This window comes from Selenomonas sp. FC4001 (assembly GCF_000701565.1).
In the GTDB taxonomy this organism is placed as follows: Bacteria; Bacillota; Negativicutes; order Selenomonadales; family Selenomonadaceae; genus Selenomonas_A; species Selenomonas_A ruminantium_B.
This window is the reverse complement of record NZ_KL370793.1, coordinates 566,300-589,940: the sequence shown is the minus strand read 5'-3', so window position 1 is coordinate 589,940 and position 23,641 is coordinate 566,300. Positions and strand designations below refer to the sequence as shown.

At 51.3% G+C, this 23,641-nt stretch carries 24 protein-coding genes; 23 read left to right on the top strand and 1 reads right to left on the bottom strand.

Annotated elements, in window-relative coordinates; translation table 11 throughout:
- The first annotated feature begins 152 nt into the window (after positions 1-152).
- From T320_RS12415 to T320_RS12350, 14 genes are all read left to right on the top strand, one after another.
- The gene (locus T320_RS12415; RefSeq protein WP_037356301.1) at positions 153-1,376 is read left to right on the top strand and encodes a dicarboxylate/amino acid:cation symporter; all 1,224 of its coding nucleotides are present in this window, start codon (positions 153-155) and stop codon (positions 1,374-1,376) included.
- Positions 1,377-1,777: 401 nt separating this feature from the next.
- The gene (locus tag T320_RS12410) at positions 1,778-2,239 is read left to right on the top strand and encodes an RpiB/LacA/LacB family sugar-phosphate isomerase (protein ID WP_037356298.1); all 462 of its coding nucleotides are present in this window, start codon (positions 1,778-1,780) and stop codon (positions 2,237-2,239) included.
- A gap of 55 nt (positions 2,240-2,294) precedes the next feature.
- The gene (locus T320_RS12405) at positions 2,295-2,795 is read left to right on the top strand and encodes a YceD family protein (protein WP_026761289.1); all 501 of its coding nucleotides are present in this window, start codon (positions 2,295-2,297) and stop codon (positions 2,793-2,795) included.
- Positions 2,796-2,828: 33 nt separating this feature from the next.
- Complete coding sequence (gene rpmF, locus T320_RS12400) at positions 2,829-3,008, top strand: 50S ribosomal protein L32 (protein ID WP_026761288.1); 180 nt, start codon at positions 2,829-2,831, stop codon at positions 3,006-3,008.
- Between the two features lie 168 nt (positions 3,009-3,176).
- Entirely contained in the window at positions 3,177-3,737 is a 561-nt protein-coding gene (gene fapR / locus T320_RS12395) for a transcription factor FapR (protein WP_026761287.1), read from the top strand.
- 15 nt (positions 3,738-3,752) lie between these two features.
- Positions 3,753-4,772, top strand: coding sequence for a phosphate acyltransferase PlsX (plsX, locus tag T320_RS12390; RefSeq protein WP_037356295.1), 1,020 nt, complete (start codon positions 3,753-3,755; stop codon positions 4,770-4,772).
- Positions 4,773-4,825: 53 nt separating this feature from the next.
- Positions 4,826-5,773 carry an enoyl-[acyl-carrier-protein] reductase FabK gene (fabK, locus tag T320_RS12385; RefSeq protein ID WP_037356293.1) on the top strand — a complete coding sequence of 316 codons (948 nt, stop codon included), beginning with the start codon at positions 4,826-4,828 and terminating at the stop codon, positions 5,771-5,773.
- Between the two features lie 15 nt (positions 5,774-5,788).
- The gene (fabD, locus tag T320_RS12380) at positions 5,789-6,733 is read left to right on the top strand and encodes an ACP S-malonyltransferase (RefSeq protein WP_037356290.1); all 945 of its coding nucleotides are present in this window, start codon (positions 5,789-5,791) and stop codon (positions 6,731-6,733) included.
- Position 6,734: 1 nt separating this feature from the next.
- Positions 6,735-7,478, top strand: coding sequence for a 3-oxoacyl-[acyl-carrier-protein] reductase (gene fabG, locus T320_RS12375; RefSeq protein ID WP_037356288.1), 744 nt, complete (start codon positions 6,735-6,737; stop codon positions 7,476-7,478).
- 40 nt (positions 7,479-7,518) lie between these two features.
- Positions 7,519-7,746: an acyl carrier protein gene (locus T320_RS12370; RefSeq protein ID WP_014423880.1), complete on the top strand. Its 228-nt coding sequence runs from the start codon at positions 7,519-7,521 to the stop codon at positions 7,744-7,746.
- An 88-nt stretch (positions 7,747-7,834) separates the two neighbouring features.
- Positions 7,835-8,779, top strand: coding sequence for an NAD(P)H-dependent flavin oxidoreductase (locus T320_RS12365; protein WP_037356286.1), 945 nt, complete (start codon positions 7,835-7,837; stop codon positions 8,777-8,779).
- A gap of 42 nt (positions 8,780-8,821) precedes the next feature.
- The gene (gene fabF, locus T320_RS12360; protein ID WP_037356282.1) at positions 8,822-10,066 is read left to right on the top strand and encodes a beta-ketoacyl-ACP synthase II; all 1,245 of its coding nucleotides are present in this window, start codon (positions 8,822-8,824) and stop codon (positions 10,064-10,066) included.
- A 14-nt stretch (positions 10,067-10,080) separates the two neighbouring features.
- Positions 10,081-10,803, top strand: a complete 723-nt coding sequence (gene rnc / locus T320_RS12355) for a ribonuclease III (RefSeq protein WP_026761280.1) — start codon at positions 10,081-10,083, stop codon at positions 10,801-10,803.
- Between the two features lie 35 nt (positions 10,804-10,838).
- Positions 10,839-11,645, top strand: a complete 807-nt coding sequence (locus T320_RS12350; RefSeq protein ID WP_037356279.1) for an MBL fold metallo-hydrolase — start codon at positions 10,839-10,841, stop codon at positions 11,643-11,645.
- 642 nt (positions 11,646-12,287) lie between these two features.
- Here the strand turns inward: T320_RS12350 and T320_RS12345 are convergent.
- Positions 12,288-12,722 (bottom strand): MarR family winged helix-turn-helix transcriptional regulator, encoded by a 435-nt coding sequence (locus T320_RS12345; RefSeq protein WP_051608785.1) that lies wholly within the window; start codon positions 12,720-12,722, stop codon positions 12,288-12,290.
- Positions 12,723-12,905: 183 nt separating this feature from the next.
- Between T320_RS12345 and T320_RS12340 the strand changes: the two genes are divergently transcribed.
- From T320_RS12340 to T320_RS12300, 9 genes are all read left to right on the top strand, one after another.
- Complete coding sequence (locus T320_RS12340; RefSeq protein ID WP_037356669.1) at positions 12,906-14,111, top strand: efflux RND transporter periplasmic adaptor subunit; 1,206 nt, start codon at positions 12,906-12,908, stop codon at positions 14,109-14,111.
- A 12-nt stretch (positions 14,112-14,123) separates the two neighbouring features.
- Complete coding sequence (locus T320_RS12335; protein ID WP_037356276.1) at positions 14,124-17,309, top strand: efflux RND transporter permease subunit; 3,186 nt, start codon at positions 14,124-14,126, stop codon at positions 17,307-17,309.
- 115 nt (positions 17,310-17,424) lie between these two features.
- Positions 17,425-17,949 carry a hypothetical protein gene (locus tag T320_RS12330; RefSeq protein WP_037356274.1) on the top strand — a complete coding sequence of 175 codons (525 nt, stop codon included), beginning with the start codon at positions 17,425-17,427 and terminating at the stop codon, positions 17,947-17,949.
- 33 nt (positions 17,950-17,982) lie between these two features.
- A complete protein-coding gene (locus T320_RS12325; protein ID WP_037356273.1) occupies positions 17,983-18,315 on the top strand; it encodes a carboxymuconolactone decarboxylase family protein in 333 nt (110 codons plus the stop codon).
- Positions 18,316-18,503: 188 nt separating this feature from the next.
- The gene (locus T320_RS12320) at positions 18,504-19,190 is read left to right on the top strand and encodes a putative quinol monooxygenase (RefSeq protein WP_081824843.1); all 687 of its coding nucleotides are present in this window, start codon (positions 18,504-18,506) and stop codon (positions 19,188-19,190) included.
- 143 nt (positions 19,191-19,333) lie between these two features.
- Positions 19,334-20,320 carry a biotin--[acetyl-CoA-carboxylase] ligase gene (locus T320_RS12315; RefSeq protein ID WP_037356267.1) on the top strand — a complete coding sequence of 329 codons (987 nt, stop codon included), beginning with the start codon at positions 19,334-19,336 and terminating at the stop codon, positions 20,318-20,320.
- A 25-nt stretch (positions 20,321-20,345) separates the two neighbouring features.
- A complete protein-coding gene (locus T320_RS12310; protein WP_037356264.1) occupies positions 20,346-21,140 on the top strand; it encodes a type III pantothenate kinase in 795 nt (264 codons plus the stop codon).
- Between the two features lie 3 nt (positions 21,141-21,143).
- A complete protein-coding gene (dusB, locus tag T320_RS12305; RefSeq protein ID WP_037356261.1) occupies positions 21,144-22,115 on the top strand; it encodes a tRNA dihydrouridine synthase DusB in 972 nt (323 codons plus the stop codon).
- A gap of 90 nt (positions 22,116-22,205) precedes the next feature.
- Positions 22,206-23,594, top strand: coding sequence for an aminopeptidase (locus T320_RS12300; RefSeq protein WP_037356258.1), 1,389 nt, complete (start codon positions 22,206-22,208; stop codon positions 23,592-23,594).
- Positions 23,595-23,641 lie beyond the last annotated feature (47 nt).

Below are 23,641 nucleotides of genomic sequence, written 5' to 3'. Positions count from 1 at the left end.
GACATGTCAGTTTTTTTTATTGGAAAAGATTGTTGTGAACAAGTATACATGTACACATAACTGTAAATGCTAGACTATTGTTACAATATTCCGTATAATAAAGACAGATGGAAGCGCATTTATTAAGGTTTTATTGTAAAGGGAGTGATAGTATGAATCTTTCCATCAAAATTTTTATCGCTCTGGTTCTCTCCGTAGTGGTTGGCCTGATTGCAGGCGAACCGGCTCTGCCGTTTATCAACTGGTGGATTGCTCCGATTGGTACCATGTTCATCAATCTGATTAAGATGATGATTGTGCCGGTGGTGTTCTTCTCGCTGGTGGTTGGTATGACCAGTCTGGGGGATACTAAGAAATTGGGCCGCATTGGTGCCAAGACCGTAGTATTGTATCTGGTAACGACGGCAGTGGCTATTTTGATTGGTTTCGGTATAGCTGGTATTGTCAGCCCGGGGACAGGACTTTCACTCACCAGTGATGCTGCAGTGAAAGTGAAGGAAGCTCCCAGCCTTATGCAGGTGTTGGTGGCAATGATTCCGGCGAACCCCATTGATGCCATGGCGAAAGCTCAGATTTTGCCGGTTATCGTCTTCTCCTTGTTTGTAGGCATTGGCATTGTCCATGTGGGCGGCGAACGGGCACAGCTTCTTATGAAGTTCTTTGATGCTGCCGCCGAAGTTTCCTACAAGATTATCGGCATCGTGATGCAGTTTGCGCCGATTGGTGTATTTGCTTTGCTGTTGCCGGTAGTAGCGAAAAATGGCCCGGCAGTTCTCCTGCCGCTGATGTCTGTTATCGGTTGTGTAGCCATTGGCTGCGTGATTCATGCTGTAGTGGTTTATTCCTCGCTGGCCCGTATTTGGGGCGGTCACACGCCGTTGGAGTTCTTCCGGGGCATGAGTGAAGCCATGATGATTGCCTTCACGACCTGTTCCAGTGCGGCAGCTCTGCCGGTTAACATGAAGAACTGTCAGGAAAAACTGGGGGTATCTCGTGAAGTATCCTCCTTCGTACTGCCTTTGGGCGCTACGATTAATATGGATGGTACGGCTCTTTACATGGGCGTATGTTCGCTCTTTATCGCGAATGTGTTCGGCATTGATTTGACCATGGGCCAGATGCTCATGATTATCCTGACGGGTACATTGGCTTCCATCGGTACCGCAGGTGTTCCGGGCGCTGGTCTTATCATGCTGGCCATGGTGCTGCAGACAGCAGGACTGCCGCTTGAAGGGCTGGCACTGGTAGCTGGTATTGACCGCGTGCTCGATATGTTCCGTACCTGCCTGAATATCACGGGTGATGGTGCAGTGACCATCGTGATGGATCAGGAAGAAAAGAAATATGACAGCAATGTGGCTGGGGCAGAGGCATAAATTACCACAGCTTTAGGTTTTGGCTAACATCGCTGCTCTAAGACGCCCGGTGGCTGATAATACTTTCCTCTGCTTAGGCAGGCTTGCCTAACGCGACGGAAAGCATCATCAGCCACCGGGCTTATTGCGTACATTACATACATATGCTAAGCCTCCACGGCTTATGTGTGATATTAATGTTCAGTTGTATCGGAAGTTCGAGTCTGTGGTGGAACTGAGGCGGGCGGGGGAGGCGGTTGCTTTCGGCAGCGTTAGACAAGCTTGTATAAGCAGACGAAAGTAATTGCCTCCCCCGCTCGCCGCCTTGTGCCACGAACTTAACCTTTGAAAATATTGACAAACAATTTCCCTCTCGCTACAATCATAGTATCGTTAATGGATTGTAACGGGAGGTTTTTCTAATGAAAATTGCAATGGCCAATGACCATGCCGGCACGCGGCTTAAAGAGGAAATCAAGAAGTATCTGGAAAGCGAAGGCCATGAGGTCAAGGATTTTGGTACTTATGATGAAGAATCCTGCGACCTGTCGGATTTTGTCCTGCCGGCAGCAACGGCTGTGGCCAAGGGCGAATGTGAGCGCGGTATTTTTGTGGACGGCGTAGGCTATGGCAGTGCCATGATTGCCAACAAACTGCGCGGCATCTTTGCTGTGGTCTGTCAGGACCCGTTCTGTGCAGCTCTGGCTCGTCAGCATAATGATTCCAACGTACTTTGCCTTGGCGGCAAGATTATCGGTGGCGCTATTGCCATGGAAACGGTAAAGACCTGGATGCATACGGACCCGCTGACGGCTGAAAAATATGTGCGCCGCGTAGAAAAGGTTAAGCAGATTGATGCAGAGCATACGGTAGACGTCAAGTAAAATGCGTTGACAAACGGGGTAGCAACTGTTAAAATAGTTCGAGGTTGATGCTGAAATGATGAATATTAATATTGCTGAATTACAAACTGATTTAGGCAGGGAGCTGCCCTTTTCTTTTGCGGTGACAGCAGCTGAATTGGATGCCCTAAGTGATGATTACAAGTTCGAAGACCCCATAAAGGTCACAGGGACTGTAGTTTATACAGGCATGCGTTGGCGCGTCAGCGGCAAGATTGAAGTGGTCAAGACTTTCGTTTGCAATCGATGCCTTACAGACTGCCGCGAAGAACAGGTACATGAATTTTCCGAGGACTTCACCCGTGATGAAGGCGAGGACGATTCGGTAAATGTCTTTAGCGGGGATTTGCTGGACATTGAGGATATGGTACGGGATACCCTGCTGGCGGCCCAGTCCCTCAGTAATATATGCAAGCCCGATTGCAAGGGGCTTTGCCCGAAGTGCGGGCATAACTTAAATGAAGGCGATTGCGGTTGTGACCGCTTTGTGCCAGACCCGCGCATGGCAGCATTACAGCAATTATTGAAGAAAGACTAAGCATAAAGCTAGTTTCAAGGAGGTGTATCCGAAATGGCAGTTCCAAAGAGAAAAATGTCCAAGGCTCGCCGCGACCAGCGCCGTGCTAATTGGAAGCTGGAGGCTCCGGGCTACGTTGCTTGCCCCCAGTGCCACGAACCGAAGATGCCCCATCATGTATGCCCTGAATGCGGCTACTATGACGGCAAAGAGGTTGTTGCTGCAGCTGAATAAGCAAAAATATATAAGCAGGACGGCATAGTCCTGCTTATTTCTTTTGTCGGATAAGGACTTCTGGAAATAAATGACATTTGCCCCTTGCATTTTTAGTATGTACAACGTATAATAGGCAATGTTATGAGATTGTAATAGCAGGTACTAATTTCGGAAGGAGGTGTACGAATGGCAAGAGTGAAGAAGAAAATCCGTCAGGAACAGCTGATTGAGAAGGTCAAGAACAAGCCCTTCCTCACCGATGAGGAACTGGCCAAGCAGCTGGACGTCAGCGTTCAGACCATCCGCCTCGACCGTCTGGAACTGGGAATTCCTGAATTACGCGGACGTATCAGGAAAATGGCGGAAAATGCGCAGAACAAGGTAAAGGCTATCCAGAGCAATGAAGTGGTGGGGGAGCTTATCGACCTGGAACTTGGTCATTCGGGCATTTCCCTGTTGAAAATCACGGAGGACATGGTCTTTGGCAAGACCCAGATTGCCAAGGGACACTTCATGTTCTCCCAGGCAGATTCATTGGCCATGGCTATTGTGGATGCGCCAATGGCGGTTACAGGTGTGGCCAATGTGAAGTACAAGGTACCTGTTCATGTGGGCGAAAAGCTGATTGCCAAGGCGGAAATCGTCAAGGTACGCGGCAATAAATATTTTATATGGGTCAAGACCCATAATGAGACCCAAGAAGTTTTCCGAGCGAAATTCATCGTGGTTTCGTGGGGAGAAAAGTAAGGGGGAAATAGATTCGTGAAAATTGCAGTTGATGCAATGGGCGGGGACTTTGCCCCGGAACAAATCGTTTTTGGTGCCGTACGGGCAGCGAAAAAATACGGTTGTGAAATCGTACTGGTTGGTGATGAGGAAAAAATCCGCGAGGTATTGAAGCGGGAAACGGGCTGGGAAAAGCTCGGCATTACGATTCACCATACCAGTCAGGTTATTGAGATGGATGAACATCCTGCTGATGCAGTGCGGACGAAGAAAGATTCTTCCGTGGTTGTGGCAACGAAGCTCGTAAAAGACGGGCAGTGTGATGCGGTGCTTTCCGCTGGCAGCACAGGGGCAGCCGTTACAGCAGCCCAGCTCATCTTGAAACGCATCAAGGGCATTGGCCGTCCGACCATTGCGACGCCGATTCCGACGCCCAAGGGCGTAACGCTGATGCTCGACTCTGGTGCCAATGTGGACTCCAAGCCCATTCATCTGGTACAGAGCGGCATGATGGGCTCCATTTATGCGGAATATGTATTCGGCATAAAAAATCCCCGCGTGGGACTTTTGAATATCGGTGAGGAAGAAACCAAGGGCAACGAACAGGCCCGCGAGACCTATCCTCTGTTGAAGGAACTGCATAGCATAAACTTCTGCGGCAACGCAGAAGGCCGTGATATTCCCAAAGGCAACTTTGATGTTGTAATTTGTGATGGATTTGTCGGCAATGTTGTGTTAAAATTTGCAGAGGGCTTAGCCAAGACCATCATGAAGCTGATTAAGGAGGCCATCAAAGACGGCGGCATTCTGGCAAAGCTTGGAGCGCTGCTCCTGATGCCGACGCTCAAGAAGCTGGGCAAGCGACTGGATGCTTCCGAATACGGCGGTGCACCGCTTTTAGGTGTCAACGGTGTCTGTATCATCAGTCATGGTTCGTCAAATGCCAAGTCCATTTGCAGTGCTATCGGAGTAGCCAATGATTATGTAAACGGCAAGGTGCTGGAGCATATCAAGGAAACCCTGGAACAAGAAGAAATGTTAACAAAAGAGTCTTAATCGTGGCCGGACGAGGAATCCAGCGTTGAGAGAGGCTAAGGAGGACGTATTTAATGTTTGAAAACAATGCAATCTGTAAGTTACTGAACATAAAGTACCCGATTTTCCAAGGCGGCATGGCTTGGATTGGTACGGCTGAACTGGCTTCGGCAGTATCCAATGCCGGCGGTCTCGGCATTATTGGTGCCGGCCATATGCCACCAGATGTTCTGCGGGCAGAAATTCAGAAGTGCAAGGGCTGGACGGATAAGCCGTTCGGTGTAAATATCATGCTCATGAGTCCCTTCGTCAAGGAAGTCATGCAGGTTGTTATCGATGAAAAAGTTCCGGTCATCACGACTGGTGCTGGTAACCCTGGCGAATACATGCCGGCACTTAAGGAAATTGGTACCAAGGTTATTCCGGTAGTAGCTTCCGTTGCTCTGGCTAAGCGTTTGGTTCGTGCCGGTGCGGATGCCGTTATCGCTGAAGGTACGGAATCCGGCGGTCATATCGGTGAAATCACGACGATGGCTTTGCTGCCGCAGGTGGTAGATGCTGTTGATGTGCCGGTAATCGGTGCCGGCGGTATCGGTGATTCCCGCGGAATGACGGCAGCTTTTGCGCTGGGCGCACAGGCTGTACAGATGGGTTCCCGCTTTGTACTCAGTGAGGAGTGCATTGCGCATGAGAACTACAAAAAACTCGTGCTCAAGGCCAAAGACCGTTCTACGGTGGTTACGGGCAGAAGCCTTGGTCATCCGGCACGTATTATCGCCAACAAGCTTTCCCGTAAGTATGAGGAAATGGAAGCTGCCGGAGCATCCGCAGAAGAACTGGAAAAGCTGGGCGCAGGCACGTTGCACCTCGCTACGCACAAAGGTGATGTGGAAAACGGTTCCGTCATGATTGGCGAAATTTCCGGCATGCTCAATGATATTAAGCCGGTAAAACAGATTATTGAAGACATTGTGGGAGGACTTCCCAATGTTATAAATGCTATTCAGGGTAATTGCAAATAATTGGGGGTTATAGTCTTGAATAAGTTAGCATTTGTATTCCCAGGTCAGGGTGCTCAGGCCGTAGGCATGGGCAAGGATTTCTGTGAGCAGTATGAAGTAGCAAAGAAACTCTTTAAGGAAGCAGACGAAGCACTGGGGTATTCCATTAAGGATATGTGCTTTGAAGGTCCCGCAGAGGATTTGAAGCTGACGGCAAACACGCAGCCTGCAATTCTGACCATGAGTGTAATTGCCAATGAAATTCTGAAAGAACACGGCATTCAGCCGGATGTTGTCGGCGGTCACAGTCTGGGCGAATATTCCGCTCTCGTTGCTGCTGATGTCATGAACTTCCAGGATGCAGTCCTGCTCGTGCATAAGCGCGGCCAGTTTATGCAGGAAGCTGTACCTGTCGGTCAGGGCGGCATGGCAGCTATTATCGGCCTTAGCGATGAGGTTATCGTAGAGGCTTGTGAGAAGGCAACGAAAACTGCCGGCGAAGTGCAGGCGGTTAACTTCAACTGCCCCGGTCAGACGGTTATTGCCGGTACGACGGCTGGCGTAGAAGCAGCGGTGGAAACCTTGAAGGCTGCCGGTGCCAAGAAGGCCGTTATCCTGCCGGTATCTGCTCCGTTCCATTCCACGCTGATGAAACCGGCAGCTGTAAAACTTGCGGCTGAACTCGACAAGGTGGACATCCGCGATGCTAAGATTCCCGTAGTTTCCAACTACACGGGCAAACTCGAAGAAAGCGCGGCTGACATCAAAGCTAATCTCGTGGCACAGGCAGACCATCCGGTTAAGTGGATTGACTGCGTGAAGACCATGCAGGAATTCGGCGCGGATACCTTCGTAGAAGCCGGCCCGGGCAAGACGCTCTGCGGCTTCAACCGCCGTATCGACAAGAGCCTTACCAGCATGAACGTGGAAAATATCGAATCCCTGCAAAAAACTCTTGACTATTTCAAGGAGGTTCGCTAATATGCTTTTAGACGGAAAAGTTGCCCTCGTTACGGGTGCTTCCCGTGGCATTGGCCGGGCCATTGCTTTGAAACTGGCCGCTGAAGGCGCCAAGGTTGCCATTAACTATGCAGGCAACACGGCCAAGGCGGAAGAAGTCAAGGCTGAGATTGAGAAGAATGGCGGCGAAGCTATTCTCGTGCAGGCTGATGTTGCCGATTCTGCTGCTGTGGAAACTATGGTAAACACCGTGGTAGAAAAGTTCGGTCAGATTGATATTCTGGTCAACAACGCCGGTATCACGCGTGACGGCCTCATGATGCGCATGAAGGATGAGGATTTCGACGCAGTTATCAATACGAACCTCAAGGGCGTGTTCTACTGCACGAAACTCGTGTCCAAGCTCATGATGAAGAAGCGCAGCGGCCGCATCATCAATATGGCTTCTGTCGTTGGCCTCATGGGCAACGCAGGCCAGACCAACTACGCAGCTGCCAAGGCTGGCGTAATTGGGTTCTCCAAATCCGCAGCCAAGGAACTGGCGGCTCGTGGCATTACGGTGAACATGGTAGCACCAGGTTTTATTGACACGGATATGACGGCAGCCATGACGGACAAGGCTAAGGAAATGACGCTGACGGGGATTCCTTTGAACCGCATGGGTACGCCGGAAGATGTGGCAAACGCTGTCGCGTTCCTGGTATCTGACAATGCATCCTATATCACTGGCCAGGTCATCAATGTAGACGGTGGCATGGTTATGTGATATAACTATAAAAGACATCATTTTAAGGAGGTGAAACTTCATGACTTTTGATAAAGTAAGAGATATCGTTGTTGAGCAGTTAGGTGTTGAGGCTGACGAGGTTGCCCTCGAGTCCACTTTCATCGATGACCTGGGAGCTGACTCCCTGGATATTGTTGAGCTGATCATGGCTTTCGAAGAAGAATTCAACATTGAAATTCCGGACGAAGCTGCTGAGAAGATCAAGAGCGTTCAGGACGTAGTTACCTACATAGACCAGAACAAATAAGTTTGAGCGTCTTACCTGTTTGAAAATCCCGTGAAACTTGTTTTCGCGGGATTTTTCAAGGTAGGTAAGCTTGATTGGAGGAGTAACATTGAAACTTCCAGAGCTGAAAATAGGCAATAAAGTCGCCCGCGTTCCCATTCAACAGGGCGGTATGGCGATTCGCTTGTCCACAGCCCGTCTGGCGGCAGCAGTTGCCAATGAAGGCGGTATCGGCCTCATTGCGGCATCCGGCATGAGCCATGACGAACTGCGGTATGAAATAAAGCTCGCACGTTCGCTTACGTCTGGTATCATCGGCATCAATATCATGGTGGCAGCTAATGACTTTGCCGAAGTGGTTAAAGTGGCTATTGATGAAGGGATTGACCTTGTCGTAGCCGGGGCTGGTTTTTCCCGTGATATGTTTGCACTGGGGAAGGAATCCGGAACACCGATTGTTCCCATCGTTTCTTCCGTTAAATTAGCTAAAATTTCAGAGCGTCTTGGCGCAACAGCCATTGTGCTGGAGGGCAAGGAAGCCGGCGGTCACTTAGGCACCGATACTTCGGTGCGCGACCTTATCGCGGATGTAAGTTCTGCGGTAAAGATTCCTGTGATTGCCGCCGGTGGTGCACTTCATGGTCAGGACATCGTTGATTTTATAAAGCTGGGCGCAGCTGGCGTCCAGATGGGTTCCCGGTTCGCAGCCTGCGAGGAAAGCAATGCGGCACCGGCCCTCAAAGAATATTATCTGAAATCCAAACCGGAGGATATCGTGGTTATTCATAGCCCTGTTGGTCTGCCGGGACGTGCCGTGCGCACGCCGTTTTCGGCCCGGGTTATGGAAGGCCCCGTACCTCCGACGCAGTGTGATGCCTGCCTGAAGGCGTGCAAGCACAATTTCTGCATCATTCGTGCCTTGACCCGGGCACAGCAGGGCGATGTGGAAACAGGTCTGGTCTTTACCGGCGAATACATGCCGCGTATCGATAAGATTATGACCGTGCATGAAATTTTCGCGCAGCTTATAGCAGAAGCCGAGGCTGCCAACTAAGCGTAGCACATTGCTATGAATAGATGAGAGGAGTTATTCGTTTTGAGTAATCGCGTAGTTATCACTGGTGTAGGTGCCATTACCCCGATTGGTACGGGCAAAGATGAATTCTGGAAAGGTCTGATGGAAGGCCGCAACGGTATTGACAAAATCAGCCGTTTCGACGCTTCTGAATTCACGGCGCAGATTGCCGGTGAAGTCAAGGATTTTGACCCGACCCAGTACATCGACAAGAAAGAGTCCAAGCGCATGGATCGTTACACGCAGTTCGCTGTAGCTGCGGCAGATCTCGCCATCAAAGATGCCGGTCTGGATCTCGAAAAGGAAAATCTTGACCGTGTTGGTACGTTCATCGGTACAGGTATCGGCGGCATCGAAACCATGCACAGCCAGTACAAGAAATTCTTTGACAAGGGGCCTTCCCGCATCAGTCCGTTCTTTGTGCCGATGATGATTGCGAACATGGCTGCCGGTCAGGTGGCTATCACCTATAAGCTGCATGGTCCGTCCAGCTGTACGGTTACGGCCTGCGCTACGGGCTCCAACTGCATCGGTGATGCGTTCCGTGTGATTCAGCGCGGCGATGCGGATGTAATGGTAGCCGGTGGTACGGAAGCTGCTGTTTCCGAAGCTGCTGTAGCCGGTTTTGCCGCCATGAAGGCGCTCTGCATGGACCACAATGATGACCCCAAGCATGCTTCCCGTCCGTTCGACAAGAACCGCAGCGGTTTCGTTATGGGCGAAGGCGCTGGCCTCGTCATCCTCGAAAGCCTCGACCATGCAAAAGCTCGCGGCGCACATATCTACGCTGAAGTAGTCGGCTATGGTGCAAACTCTGATGCTTATCATATGACGAGCCCGGCTCCGCATGGTGAATTCCAGGCAAAATGCATGCAGCTGGCTCTTGATGATGCCGGCATGAAGGCGGAAGAAGTGGACTATGTCAATGCACATGGTACGTCCACGCACCTCAATGACCAGGGCGAAACCGAAGCCATCAAGGCTGTATGGGGCGAAGCAGCAAAGAATGTTTCCGTTTCCTCCATCAAGTCCATGACCGGTCATATGCTCGGTGCTGCCGGTGGCGTGGAAGCAATCGCTACGGCTCTGGCTATCGAAAACGATATGCTCCCGCCGACCATCAACTACGAAACTCCGGACGAAGGCCTCGACCTCGACTATGTGCCCAACAAGGCCAAAGCCAAGACGGTTCGTGCCGCTATGTCCAACTCCTTCGGTTTCGGCGGCCACAATGCCTGCCTGCTGCTGAAGAAGTACGCTGAATAAGAGGTTAACGGGCGATGGGAGATACACTAACGGCTAAACGCAAGGGAGAGCTTTTGGAGCTTTCGGCACGTTTGGGGGTGGAGTTTAAGGACTTAACCCTGCTGCACAAGGCTTTGATACATTCTTCCTATGCCAATGAAGCCAAAGAAAAAAACATCGTCCATAATGAACGTCTCGAATTTTTGGGAGATGCGGTGCTGGAGCTTGCCTCCAGCACCTATCTTTATATGCAGTTCCCGCAGATGCCCGAAGGTCAGCTGACCAAGACCAGAGCCAGCATTGTCTGCTCCACCAGTCTTGCGGAACTTGCGCGGACGCTTCATTTGGGCGATTATCTGCTGCTTGGGCACGGCGAAGAAATGAGCGGCGGCCGCGACCGCCAGACCAATCTGGAAGACGTGTTCGAAGCGGTAATCGGTGCTATTTATCTGGACCAGGGCTGGGAAGTTGCCAAGGATTATGTCACTCGTCAGCTTATGCCGCTGTTCAAACAGGTGGAGCAGGGAGGTATCCTCAAGGATTACAAGACCATCCTGCAGGAAGTGGTCTATCAGGAAGCCCAGCAGACCGTCAGTTATGAACTGGTGAGTACATCCGGCCCCGACCATGATAAGACCTTTACTTTTCATGTCAAAATTACCGGCAAGGTTATGGGCACTGGCACCGGCAGAAGCAAAAAAGAGGCCGAACAAAAAGCTGCGAAGGAAGCGTTGGCCAAGATAGCACCAACGAGGTAAGCAGTAAAGCGGAAGGCTTGGAGGAGGAGATTATTATGCGAAAGTTGGTTATCCTCGGCACTGGCTTTGCCATGGCCACGAAATGCTTTAACACCTGTTTCTTTCTGGAATTGGAGGATGGCAGTCTGTTTCTGACCGATGCCGGTGGTGGCAATGGCATCCTGCGCCAGCTCGAAGTCACGAACTTTGACTACAATAAGTGCCACCATATGTTCGTAACCCACGGACATACCGACCATGTCCTAGGTGTGGTCTGGATTATCCGCAAGGTGGCTGACCTCATGAACAAAGGCAAATTCGAGGGCCAGTTCCATATCTACTGCCATGATGTAGTTAAGGATATGCTCGAAAAAATGTCAGCTATGACGCTCAAGAAAAAAGACTTTGCGCGGGTGGGCACGGATATCCTGCTTCATGAAGTGACGGACGGCCAGCGTGTAGACCTGCCACAGTTCTGCATGACGGCTTTTGATATCATGTCCACCAAGGCCAAGCAGTTCGGTTATGAACTCAAGTTTGCCGACGGCTTGAAGTTCACCTGCTTGGGTGACGAACCCTATAACGAACATGCCCGGCAGTATGCAGAGAATGCCGACTGGCTGCTGGCCGAAGCCTTCTGTCAGTACAAGGACCGGGATGTGTTCAAACCCTACGAGAAAAATCACAGCACGGTCAAAGAAGCCAGTGAGCTGGCTGAAGAACTAGGCGTGAAGAACCTCGTACTCTACCATACCGAAGATAAGCATATTGCTACCCGCAAAGCCGATTACACGGCCGAAGCCAAAGAATATTACCACGGCAATATCTTTGTGCCGGATGATTTGGATGTAATCGAAATCTAAAATTGCAGTTCGACCATACGAGCTTAAACGCAATCTGTTACAGCTCAGTGGGGGCGGAGGTGGTAATACTTTTCGCCGTTGCACTGAATGACCCACAAGCAAATGTATGGACTTTTAGTTACCTGCGCCGGGCAAGACCGGCGGCGCGTATGTTCAGCCCAGTGTTTAGTCTGTGCCGTTTGTGGGCCAGTCCTCACTGCGTTCGGACAGTCGTTCCACGGCGAAAAGCATCACCACCTCCCCCTAAGTGATGTCCGTATCAACTGTCATTTTCGTGATGACAAGGAGCAGGTACATCGATGTTCTTGTTACGGGAGTAACGAGTTCGTGGCAATAGTATAGTTTGTGGCTTGGGGCGAACGAGGAGTGATTTTTCTGTAGGGAGCGACTGCCTGAACGAAGTGAAGGTCGGCCCCTGTAGAAATCAGCTAAGCAAATACGCTGAAAGCAGCGCCGTTGGCCTGCCCGGCGCAGGTAACTGGACATCCCTCTTTTGCGAGGGGGTCGTTTAGCGGAAGACAGAAAAATTGCTCCTCGTTCACCCCTCAACTTCGTATGAACGGGATATCTTTACCACGAACTAACATACTGCAATTTAATAAAAGCCCGCTGACGTTTTTGTTCAGCGGGCTTTTGGGGTTCTTATGCAAACATTTTGTTAATCAGTTCATAGTAGCGGCGCAGGATGGTGGCCAGTTCCTGACGTTCATCCCGTGTTAAATTCTGGGCGTGGCTTTCAAAGCGCTGGCGGAACTGTTCCATATGTTCTTTGAGCAGTTTTTTGCCCTTGCGGCTGATGGTAATGACCAGGCGGCGCCGGTCAACGGGGTCTGGTTCCTTGCTTACATAACCTGCACTGACCAGCTTGTCGATGATGTTGGTCATCTGCTGCTTGGAGATATTGAGCTGGCGGCTGATATCCGTAATTGTCAGTCCCTGCGTGTCCATGAGAACACACAATACGCCAAACTGATTGAGTGGCAACGGAACCTGTGTCTGTCTGCCGAAATTATTATGCAAGAGCACCATGATTTCCACAAATTGCTGGGATAAACTGGGTGATACTTGGGCTTCCATGATATGACTCCTTTATTCCTTGACTTTTATCTGAATATAATATACTATAGATAACACAATTAGTAAACATTTATTTACTATTCCTTAGGGGATAAGAAATGAATTGTGGTCATAAGCATGGGAGGGGAGCAGTGCGCTCTTTTCTTTGTGTTTAGGCTAAAAAAGGAGGTTCATAAATTGTTTTTGTCCAAAAACAAGAAGACTAAAGCATTGCTGATTGGCCTGTCTTTGGCTATTTCGACAAGCTTTGTGGTGGCAGGCTGCGGCAATAAGCAGCAGCAGGCTCAGATGCAGGGCGCGCAGGTCAAAGCCATGCAGGTTATCCAGCAGGATACCCCGCTGACCAGTGAGTTTGCCGGCCAGATTATTGGCAAGGACGAAGTAAAGGTTCAGTCCAAGGTCTCCGGCAATGTGGTAGAAAAATATGTAAAAGGCGGCCAGTGGGTGGAAGCAGGCCAACCGCTTTACCGCATTGATGACCGCCAGTACAAGTCCGCTGTATGGCAGGCACAGGCTAACTTTGCCCAGTCGCAGGCCACGCTGAGCAATGCCCAGAATGATTTGGGCCGCTATGAACAGCTGGTCGCTTCCAATGCCATTTCCCGTCAGACTTACGACAATCAGCTGTCCACGGTGAACGCTTATCAGGCAGCAGCAGATGCGGCTCATGCTCAGCTCATAAAGGCACAGCAGGATTTGGCTGATACCACGATTTATGCTCCGATGAGCGGTCAGCTGGCCGTTGATGATGTGGCTGTGGGTACTTTTGCTACGGCTGGTACGACTGCGCTGGTAACGATTGGTTCCTCTAATCCCGTGTATGCGAAGTTCAACGTGTCCGAAACGGATTACATTACCTATATGAATGCCATCATGCAGGGGGGCAATCAGGTTAAACCGATTGTGAACATCACCCTGACGGATGGCACGGAATATCCGCTGGAAGGTGAGATTGTCGAACAGGACAGAGCCCTTTCCGACAGCACGGGTACATTGACCTTTAAGGCACTCTTTGACAATCCGAACGGCATGCTGATGCCGGGCATGTTCGCCCGCGTGCGCTTGTCCGGTCAGACGATTCCGAATGCTATTCTCGTACCGCAGCGTGCGGTTCAGCAGCTTCTGGGCAAGTCCTTTGTCATGGTTGTAAATGGCGACGGCAAGTCGGAAGCACGCCCGGTGACCTTGGGCAACAAGGTAGGCAGCTACTATATTATTAAGGATGGTCTGACTACTGCTGATGTAGTCGTGGTAGAAGGTCTGTCTAACCTGCAGGAAGGAGTGCCTCTTAACGTTACGATGGTAACGGCTGACGATATGGGCTTCTCGCTGATTACAGATACGAGCAAGTTCGACTCCAATAAAATAGCAGGTTCTTCAACGAAATAAGGAGGCGGCGATTTGTCTAAGTTTTTTATTCACCGCCCGATATTTGCCATTGTTATCTCGATTATCATCGTGATTGTCGGTATTTTGGCCGCCTTCCAGCTGCCAATTGCCCAGTATCCGCAGATTTCGCCGCCGACGGTTTCCGTTGGTACCAGCTATACTGGTGCCAGCGCCTCCGTTATCAACGATACGGTGGCTCAGATAATCGAGCAGCAGGTCAATGGTACTCAGGGTATGGATTATATGAGTTCCAACTCGGACGACAGCGGCCGTTACAGCCTGTCTGTGGTCTTTGAGACGGGAACGGATGGCGATATGGACTCCGTAAAGGTGCAGAACAATGTCGCCATTGCCAATGCCAGCCTGCCTTCCGATGTACAGCAGGTCGGTGTTACGACCAAAAAATCGTCTAACGACATGGCCTACATGCTGTCCCTTTACTCTCCGGACGGCACTTATGACCGTGCCTATATGAAAAACTACGCCGATATTTATCTCTTGGATGAATTAAAGCGTGTATCCGGTGTCGGTGATGTGCAGATTTTCGGTTCTGACTACGCTATGCGCGTTTGGCTCAATCCGGATAAGCTGGCCGAGCTCAAGCTGACCATTGCCGATGTGACCTCGGCCATCAAGGAACAGAACGTGCAGGCACCTGCTGGTACGGTTGGCGCTATGCCGGTAAACAATGGTCAGGAAAAGCAGTACACGGGTAAGATTTCCGGACGTCTGGTAACGGCTGAGGAATTCGGCAATATCGTGCTGCGTTCCGATAAGGGCAAATTTGTTCGTCTGAAGGACGTAGCCCGTGTGGAAACCGGGGAAAAATCCAGTTCGATTATTTCCAAGTTCAACGGTTATCCTTCCGTTGGTTTCGGTATCAACCTGACCAGTGATGCCAACGCCATGCAGACGGTAGCAGGTGTGCGTGAAGTGCTCGAAAAAGCCAAGCCGACCCTGCCACCGAAACTCGAAATGGCGCAGATTTTCGACTCCACGAACTACATTAACGCTTCCATCAAGGAAGTAGTGGAAACCTTCGTAGAAGCCCTGCTGCTGGTGGTGCTGGTTATCTTCCTGTTCCTCCAGAGCTGGCGTGCAACGCTGATTCCGCTGTTGGCTGTGCCGGTATCCCTTATCGGTACTCTGGCGGCGTTTGTGGTGCTAGGGTTCTCCATTAACACACTGACCCTTTTCGCCATGGTATTGGCTATCGGTCTCGTCGTCGATGATGCTATCGTTGTTATCGAAAACGTCGAAAAGCACATGGAAGAGGGCTTGACGCCGGTTGATGCAACCGAGCGTGCTATGGCCGAAGTGCAGGGGCCGGTTGTGGCTATCGCCTTCGTTTTGGCCGCCGTATTCGTACCGGTTGCCTTCTTAGGCGGCATGACGGGTATCCTTTACCGTCAGTTCGCGTTGACCATTGCGGTGTCCATGGCGCTTTCCGCCTTTGTGGCCCTGACGCTTACTCCGGCTCTCTGCGCCATGATTCTGAAGCGCCATGAAGCCAAGGATGATGAAGGTGTTCTCGGTCAGTTCTTCGTGAAGTTCAACAATTGGTTTGAACGCACAAAGCGCGGCTATATGGGCGTGGTGGCCAAGTTTATCCGCCGCACCCGCCTGGCGATTCTCTTTATGGTCATTGTGTGCATCATTTCCGGTGCACTTTACAAGGTACTTCCGTCCACCTTCGTTCCGGACGAAGACCAGGGGTATCTCTTTGCTGTAGTACAGCTGCCGGAAGGTACATCCATGAATGTCACCCAGCAGACCATCGACAAGGTGGCTACGGCAGCCAAAGACGTTAAGGGTGTAGAAAATGTCATGGCCATCACGGGCTTTGATATCTTAGGCGGCGGTGCTAAGCCGAGTGCTGGTCTGGTCGTTTTGGGCATGAAGGACTGGTCACAGCGTCCTGGCGGTGATGAATCCGTTGGGGCAGCCGTTGGGGCTATGTTTGGCATCGGGGCAAAACTGGCACCGGAAGCTACGGTTATCGCCATGAATCCGCCGGCTCTGCCTGGTCTGGGTGCCGTAGGCGGCTGGAGCCTGCAGCTGCAGGATATGTCCGGTCATACCGATGAGGAATTGGCTGACATCACGGGTAAAATCGTGGCCGCAGCCAATCAGCGTCCGGAACTCAAGGGCGTGCGTACGACCTTTAAGATGACGGCGCCGACCTATGAATACGACATTGACCGTGAAAAGGTCAAGCAGTTAGGCGTCAAGATGTCCGATGTGTTCACGGCTATGCAGGTGAACTTCGGTGGCGCTCAGGTCAATGACTTCAACCAGTTCGGCCGTACCTATAAGGTTATGCTGCAGTCGGATGTAAGCTACCGCAGCGAAGCCGAAGGCATGAAGTTCGTCTATGTGGAATCGGAAAATGATACGATGGTGCCGCTCGATACGCTCTTAAAACCGCGTGTAAGTTCCGGCCCGACGTCGATTTCCCGTTTCAATGGTGCACGCGCCATCAACATTCAGGGTAATGCCGGTGAAGGTTATTCCTCCGGTCAGGCCATGGCAGCCATCAAAGAAGTGGTTGAGCAGAATGCGCCCAGCGGCTTCAACATCGAATGGTCCGGCCAGAGCCGTGAGGAAGCTAAGGCAACCAGCTCCACCTTCCAGGTGCTGGCACTCGCACTGGTATTCGTATTCCTGTGCCTGGCAGCGCTCTATGAAAGCTGGAGTGTTCCGTTTGCCGTACTTTTGACGGTGCCGACCGGTATTATGGGGGCCCTTATCTCCGAGTATGGTCTGTCCATGCTGGAAGGGATGTTCGGCATTCAGAATGCGGGCCTGCAGAACAGCGTTTACATGCAGATTGGTATCATCATGATTATCGGTCTGGCAGCTAAGAACGCTATTCTGATTGTAGAGTTCGCCAAGGTTCGTGTGGACAGAGGCATGGAGCCGGTCAAGGCTGCGATTGAAGCAGCTGGCCTGCGTCTGCGTCCTATCCTCATGACATCCTTTGCGTTCATCATCGGCTGCCTGCCGCTGGCTGTGGCCAGTGGTGCTGGTGCGGCTGCCCGTAATGGTATGGGTGTGGCCGTTGTCGGTGGTATGCTCTTTGCAACCGCTCTCGGTATCTTCCTGATTCCGGTGTTCTTCGTAGCCATGGAATGGATTGCCGCGAAGCTCGGTATGTTTAAGCAGCAGAAGAAGAAAACTTCCGCCGATTATATGTAAATATGATTTTTCTAACCGCGTACAGTATGGTGCGCGGTTATTTTTTTGCAGGGAAATGAGATAGAAAGGTCGAAATAATAAATGTTACTGCATGGTGTTTTTGGGGGGACTTTCTATGGGAACGATAGCGCTGATTGGCATTGGTGTGTTTTTGGGCTGGTTGATGTTTCGGCCGAAAAATGATAACAGGCGTATGAGTTCGGCTGATTTACCGCAGAAACAACAGCTGACAAAACAACAACAGACGAAACAGCAGGTGACGACAGGTCAAAGACCGCAGGTGTCATCCTCGCTGCAGCACAGAGAAAACAACAGCGGCAACCACACCTTGCGCAACGTAGCAGGCGGAATGGTGGCGGGAGCTGTCCTGGGGCATATGCTCAGCGGTGACCACAAGACGGAGGCTCATGAGACGGTTAACAACTACAATGTCTACAATGACTACTATGACCATGAACATCTGGCACAGGACGAGGATGTGGATTGGGATGATGACTATGATATGCTGGCTTACGACGAGGATGATGATGACAGCTACAATAGTTATGATGATGACGATTACACAGGCTATGAGGATGACAGCTATGACAGCAACTCCGATTGGGGCAGTGATTCCTATGATGATGGCGGTGACTGGTAAGCATGTGGCAGCAAATCAGGAAGGAGAAAAAATATGGCAAAGAAAATCGTACAGACAGCAGGACGTGATGCGTTGGGGAATTTTGCACCGGATTTTGCCCGTTACAATGATGATATTTTATTTGGTGAGGTATGGTCACGGAATGATGTTCTTTCCCTGCATGACCGCAGCCTGATTACGATTTCGGCATTGGTGGCCAGTGGTATCATTGACAGTTCTTTGAAGTACCATATTCAGACCGCTAAGGCGAACGGCGTGACCAAGGCCGAGATAGTAGAAGCCATCACACAGTTGGGCTTCTATGCGGGCTGGCCGAAGGCTTGGGGCGCTTTCCGCATGGCAAAGGAAGTTTACGAGGCCAAGTAAGCGCATGAAACATTTTTCCGGACGAGGTGCTGTGCTTACGGCAGAAGAAATCGAGCGTTTGGAAACACTGGCTGACAAGGCAGAGGTTTCGACTATCCGCGAATGGGAAAAGAAGATGGAGTAAGGAGAACGGGAAAATGAAGAATGTATGGAAAAAAGGTGTAATGTTCTGTCTGGGAGGAATGTTAATGGCCAGTTCAGTTGTTGGTGCACATCCCATCCGCACGCCGGAAGGCAATATGCCAATGGTACATTGGGCTGTATTAGAATCCACGCCAGGTACTATGCAGGCCATGGGCGCAATCGGCGCCAAGACCGTTGGCCCGCAGATAGCCAAAGAAGCGGGTACTTATGCGCTTTATGGCGCTATTGATGTGAATAACTATGACTTAATGCGTCTGCTGGAAATTTACGAAAGCTATGAAGCCTATCGCATTCACAGCACCAGTGAGGCTTTTCAGGAATACCGGGCGGCAAGGCTGCCGATGTTAAAGAGCTTGCGGATTATGGAAGCCAACGGCATTGCTTTGGAGCAGAAAGACAGTGGCACAGCGACTGTCGCTTATATGCACCGCTATGAAGTGGTACCGGAAAAACTGGCGGAATATCAGCATTTGGCAACGGCAGAAGCGGTTCGCGCTGTAAGGGAAGATGCTGGTGTCATGGGCATGTTTGTGACGGCTGAGCACGATAATCCGAACATCATCCATACGATGGAGCTCTATCGAGACAAGGCAGCTTATGAACAGTATCAGCAATCGGCAAAAGCCAAGGAATTCCAGAGTAAAATTGGTGCGATGTTCCGCAAGGCCCATACGGTGGAAAATCTGCCCGCCAATATCACGCTTAGTCAAAAAGGATTGAAGAAATCCTGACCATAAATATTTTATAGGGAATGTAGAGAAGCTCGTGCGGCCATGAGATTCTCTACATTCCTCTTTTTTGCCTATGGCAAAATTTGCCTATTGGCGGTATAATCGTATAGTGTGAAAAATTGACCAATCCGAGGGGGATTGCTGTGCGAAATAAGATTTTGCAAATCCTGCGGGAAAGCAGGGATAACTATATATCCGGCGAGGAAATGGCAGACCGATTGGGCGTTTCCCGGACGGCGGTCTGGAAGCACATCAAGGAAATGCGGGCGCAGGGCTATGATATCGAAAGTCATGCCCGCAAGGGTTATGTGCTGAAAGAAACGCCGGATGCGCTGCTATCTGGGGAAATCGCTCACGATTTGCAGACAAATGTTATCGGGCAGAACATCATCTGCCATGAGGAAATTGACTCCACCAACAACGAAGCCAAACGGCTGGCGCGTGAGGGCGCAGCAGAGGGGACAGTTGTGGTAGCGGAATGTCAGACTGGGGGCAAGGGGCGGCTCGAACGTCAGTTCTTTTCGCCCAAGGGCAAGGGCATTTGGTTTTCCGTTATCCTGCGTCCAAAGTTTTTGCCGCAGGAAGCGCCGAAGTGCACGCTGATGGCGGCGGTGGCCGTGGCCAGGGCCATGGCGGAGTTTGGCCTTGAGCCGGGCATCAAATGGCCCAATGACCTGCTTTATGAGAATAAAAAGCTCGTGGGCATCTTGACGGAAATGAGTGCCGAGATGGATGGTATCAATTACATTGTCATCGGTACGGGCATCAACGTCAACATTGACCAGTCGGAATTTCCCGAGGATATTCGCGACGTGGCAACATCGCTGTGCATGATGAAGGGCGAACCTTTGCCGCGCGTGAAGTTCTTTCAGGCGGTGCTCAGGGCGATGGATGATTTATATGCGCAGGTGCAGGCGCAGGGCTTTGCGCCGGTGCTGCAGGAGTGGCGCAAGTACAGCATCACGCTCGGGCAGGAAGTCAAGGTTATCGGCGTACGGGACGGTGAAATTTATTTTGGCAAGGCGGCCGATATTGATGAAGACGGCGCTTTGCTCGTGGATACGGAAGACGGCCGGAAAAAAGTGTTGGCCGGTGACGTATCCATTCGTCCCCGCAGTGGCAAGTGGTAAATGAATTTTATTAGGAGGAAATCCTTTGTTATTAGTTTTGGATATCGGCAATAGCAATATTGTCATGGGCACCTATGAAGGCAAGAAGTTGATGAAGCACTGGCGTATTTCCACGGACAGGCAGAAGACCGGGGATGAATACGGCATGTTGATGAATGATTTGTTCCGCTATCAGGGCATCAGCATGAGCGATATTCATGCGATTATCATTTCCTCGGTTGTGCCGCCGCTCGTTGTGCCGATGGTCAAGATGTGCGAGCGTTACTTCCACTTAAAGCCGCTGGTCGTAGGCCCCGGCATCAAGACGGGCATTAAGCTGCACTACGAAAATCCCCGCTCCATTGGTGCGGACCGTATCGTGAACGTAGTCGGTGCTTATGAGCAGTATGGCGGCCCGCTGATTGTCATTGATATCGGTACGGCGACCACCTATGATGTGGTGGGTGAAGACGGCGACTTTATGGGCGGCGTGATTGCGCCCGGTATCGGCACGAGCGCCGATGCCCTGTTCCAGACGGCGGCGCAGCTGCCACGTATCGAGCTGGTTCCGCCCCGACAGATTATCTGCCGCAACACCATTCAGGGCATGCAGGCAGGGATTATCTTCGGCTATGTAGGCCAGATTGACGAAATCGTGCGCCGCATCAAGGCCGAGTTCGGCAAGGACATGAAGGTTATCGCCACGGGCGGCCTTGCCCGCATGATTGCCAAGGAATCCTCGACCATTGACAAGGTTGACCACTTCCTGACGCTGACGGGACTGCAGGCACTCTACGAGCGCAATGCCGACAAGCGCGAACCGGCTGAGAGGAACGCTTAAAACATGCAGATAGGAAAGTTTACATTTAACGAGCCGGTATTTTTGGCGCCCATGGCCGGTGTTACGGACACGGCTTACCGCATTATCGCCCACGATATGGGCTGCCCGCTCTGCTATGCGGAAATGGTTAGCTCGCAGGGCATTCACTTCCGCAATGAGCGCACGCTGACCATGCTGGAGTCGGAGCCGGGCGAACGCCCTTTGGCCATGCAGATTTTTGCCAACACGCCGGAAATGGCGGCGGAAGCGGCAAAATACGTGGAAGATTTGGGGACGGCGGATATTTTGGACTTCAATATGGGCTGCCCCGCACCGAAAATCGTTAAGAATGGCGAAGGCTCGGCGCTGATGCGTGACCCCGATAAGGCCTATGCCATTCTCTCGGCCATCCGCAAGGCGGTGAAAATGCCCTTCACGGTGAAAATGCGCAAGGGTTGGGATGATGAGCATGTAAATGTGCTGGAAATCGCCAAAATCGCCGAAGCGGCAGGTGTTGATGCCATTGCCGTTCATGGCCGTACTCGCGAGCAGTTTTACAGCGGCAAGGCGGATTGGGATATCATCTCTGAGGTCAAAAAGACGGTCAAGGTGCCGGTCATTGCCAATGGCGATGTGCGCACCTGTCAGGATTTGCAAAAGATTCTTGACGTTACCGGTGCTGACGGCGTGATGATTGGCCGCGGCGCGCAGGGAAATCCCTGGATATTTAAGCAGCTCACCCATTTCCTGCGCACGGGCGAAATCCTGCCCAAACCGACCATGCAGGAGCGGGCGGAGGTCATTATCCGCCATCTGGACTTGCTCTTAAAATACAAGGGCGATTATATCGGCCCGCGGGAAATGCGCAAGCATGCCACCTGGTATACGCGCGGCATAACTCACGGCGCCATTCTCCGCGATAAATTCAACAAGGCTGAAAAACGTGAGGATTTTATCGACATAATCGACAAATATTTGTTAAAGTCGTCCCTTTGAGGGGGCGACGAAGTCGCGGGAGTCCGGGGGACTCCCCGGGTAGTAGCCCCGTAAGGGGCGGATGAGGTGGAATTTTGAGGAGGTTTGTACATGAGCGAAGAAAAAAAAGACTCCCTCTGGAGCCAGTACAGCGATGCAGAAAAACAGGAATTAGAAGTCCTGAATAAAGGTTATCGGGAATTTTTGACCACCTGCAAGACCGAGCGGGAAAGTGTCAAAGAGGCGGTAAAGCAGGCGGAAGCTGCCGGCTATCGCAATTTGACGGACATCATCAAGAATGGCGAAAAACTCACGGCAGGCGCCAAGGTCTATGCCGTCAATATGGAAAAGGCACTGGTGCTCTTCAATATCGGTACGGAACCGCTGGAACAGGGCATGAATATCTTAGGTGCCCATATCGACACCTGCCGTTTGGATGTCAAGCAGAATCCCCTCTATGAAGATGGCGGACTGGCTTATCTGGACACGCATTACTACGGCGGCATCAAAAAGTATCAGTGGGTGACGATTCCTCTGGCTATGCATGGTGTCGTAGCGAAAAAAGACGGCTCCGTGGTGGAAATCTGCATTGGTGAGGACGAAAGCGACCCCGTCTTTTGCGTTACGGATTTGCTTATCCACCTTTCGCAGGAACAGATGAAGAAAAATGCCGCCAAGGTTATCGAGGGCGAAAGCCTCGATATTCTCGTGGGCAATTACCCGCTGAAAAAGGACGATAAGGAAAGTGTCAAAGACGGCGTCCTGCAGCTGATTAAGGACAAATACGGTTTGGAAGAAGCCGACTTCCAGTCCGCAGAACTCTGCCTGGTGCCGGCAGGCAAGGCCAGAGAACTCGGCTTTGACCGCAGTATGACTTTGGCCTATGGACAGGACGACCGCGTATGCTCCTATACATCACTGCGGGCAATGCTCGATATGAAAGATGTTAAGCGCACGGCTTGCTGCTTACTTGTAGACAAGGAAGAAATCGGCAGCGTCGGTGCTACGGGCATGCAGTCCCGCTTCTTTGAAAACACGGTAGCAGAGGTTATGAATGCCTGCGGTGCATACAGCGAACTGGGCCTGCGCCGCCTGCTCGCGAACTGCAAGATGCTGTCCTCGGATGTATCCAGTGCCTTTGATGCGCTCTATGCCGGTTCTTATGACAAGAAGAACGTGGCTTATTTGGGCAAGGGCATGGTGTTTAACAAGTTCACCGGTGCCCGCGGCAAATCCGGCTCCAACGATGCCAATGCCGAATACCTTGGCGAACTGCGTGCCATGATGGATAAGCACAATGTGCATTATCAGCTGGCCGAACTCGGCAAGGTAGACTTAGGTGGCGGCGGCACTATCGCCTATATCATGAGCCTCTATGGCATGCAGGTTATTGACAGCGGTGTAGGCGTGATGAGCATGCATGCACCCTGGGAAGTGACCAGCAAGATTGACGTATACGAAGTGAAGAAAGGCTATATGGCCTTCCTGCAGGAAGCATAATTAAATACGCAAAACGCAAAGCGGGTGGTTTGACCTGTCAAATTTGA

Bases quoted from the DNA above. Each gene is read 5' to 3' on its own strand.
- T320_RS12415 (WP_037356301.1), top strand. From the start codon at position 153: ATGAATCTTTCCATCAAAATTTTTATCGCTCTGGTTCTCTCCGTAGTG.
- T320_RS12410 (WP_037356298.1), top strand. From the start codon at position 1,778: ATGAAAATTGCAATGGCCAATGACCATGCCGGCACGCGGCTTAAAGAG.
- T320_RS12405 (WP_026761289.1), top strand. From the start codon at position 2,295: ATGATGAATATTAATATTGCTGAATTACAAACTGATTTAGGCAGGGAG.
- rpmF (WP_026761288.1), top strand. From the start codon at position 2,829: ATGGCAGTTCCAAAGAGAAAAATGTCCAAGGCTCGCCGCGACCAGCGC.
- fapR (WP_026761287.1), top strand. From the start codon at position 3,177: ATGGCAAGAGTGAAGAAGAAAATCCGTCAGGAACAGCTGATTGAGAAG.
- fabK (WP_037356293.1), top strand. From the start codon at position 4,826: ATGTTTGAAAACAATGCAATCTGTAAGTTACTGAACATAAAGTACCCG.
- fabG (WP_037356288.1), top strand. From the start codon at position 6,735: ATGCTTTTAGACGGAAAAGTTGCCCTCGTTACGGGTGCTTCCCGTGGC.
- T320_RS12370 (WP_014423880.1), top strand. From the start codon at position 7,519: ATGACTTTTGATAAAGTAAGAGATATCGTTGTTGAGCAGTTAGGTGTT.
- rnc (WP_026761280.1), top strand. From the start codon at position 10,081: ATGGGAGATACACTAACGGCTAAACGCAAGGGAGAGCTTTTGGAGCTT.
- T320_RS12350 (WP_037356279.1), top strand. From the start codon at position 10,839: ATGCGAAAGTTGGTTATCCTCGGCACTGGCTTTGCCATGGCCACGAAA.
- T320_RS12345 (WP_051608785.1), bottom strand. From the start codon at position 12,722: ATGGAAGCCCAAGTATCACCCAGTTTATCCCAGCAATTTGTGGAAATC.
- T320_RS12330 (WP_037356274.1), top strand. From the start codon at position 17,425: ATGGGAACGATAGCGCTGATTGGCATTGGTGTGTTTTTGGGCTGGTTG.
- T320_RS12325 (WP_037356273.1), top strand. From the start codon at position 17,983: ATGGCAAAGAAAATCGTACAGACAGCAGGACGTGATGCGTTGGGGAAT.
- T320_RS12320 (WP_081824843.1), top strand. From the start codon at position 18,504: ATGGCCAGTTCAGTTGTTGGTGCACATCCCATCCGCACGCCGGAAGGC.
- dusB (WP_037356261.1), top strand. From the start codon at position 21,144: ATGCAGATAGGAAAGTTTACATTTAACGAGCCGGTATTTTTGGCGCCC.
- T320_RS12300 (WP_037356258.1), top strand. From the start codon at position 22,206: ATGAGCGAAGAAAAAAAAGACTCCCTCTGGAGCCAGTACAGCGATGCA.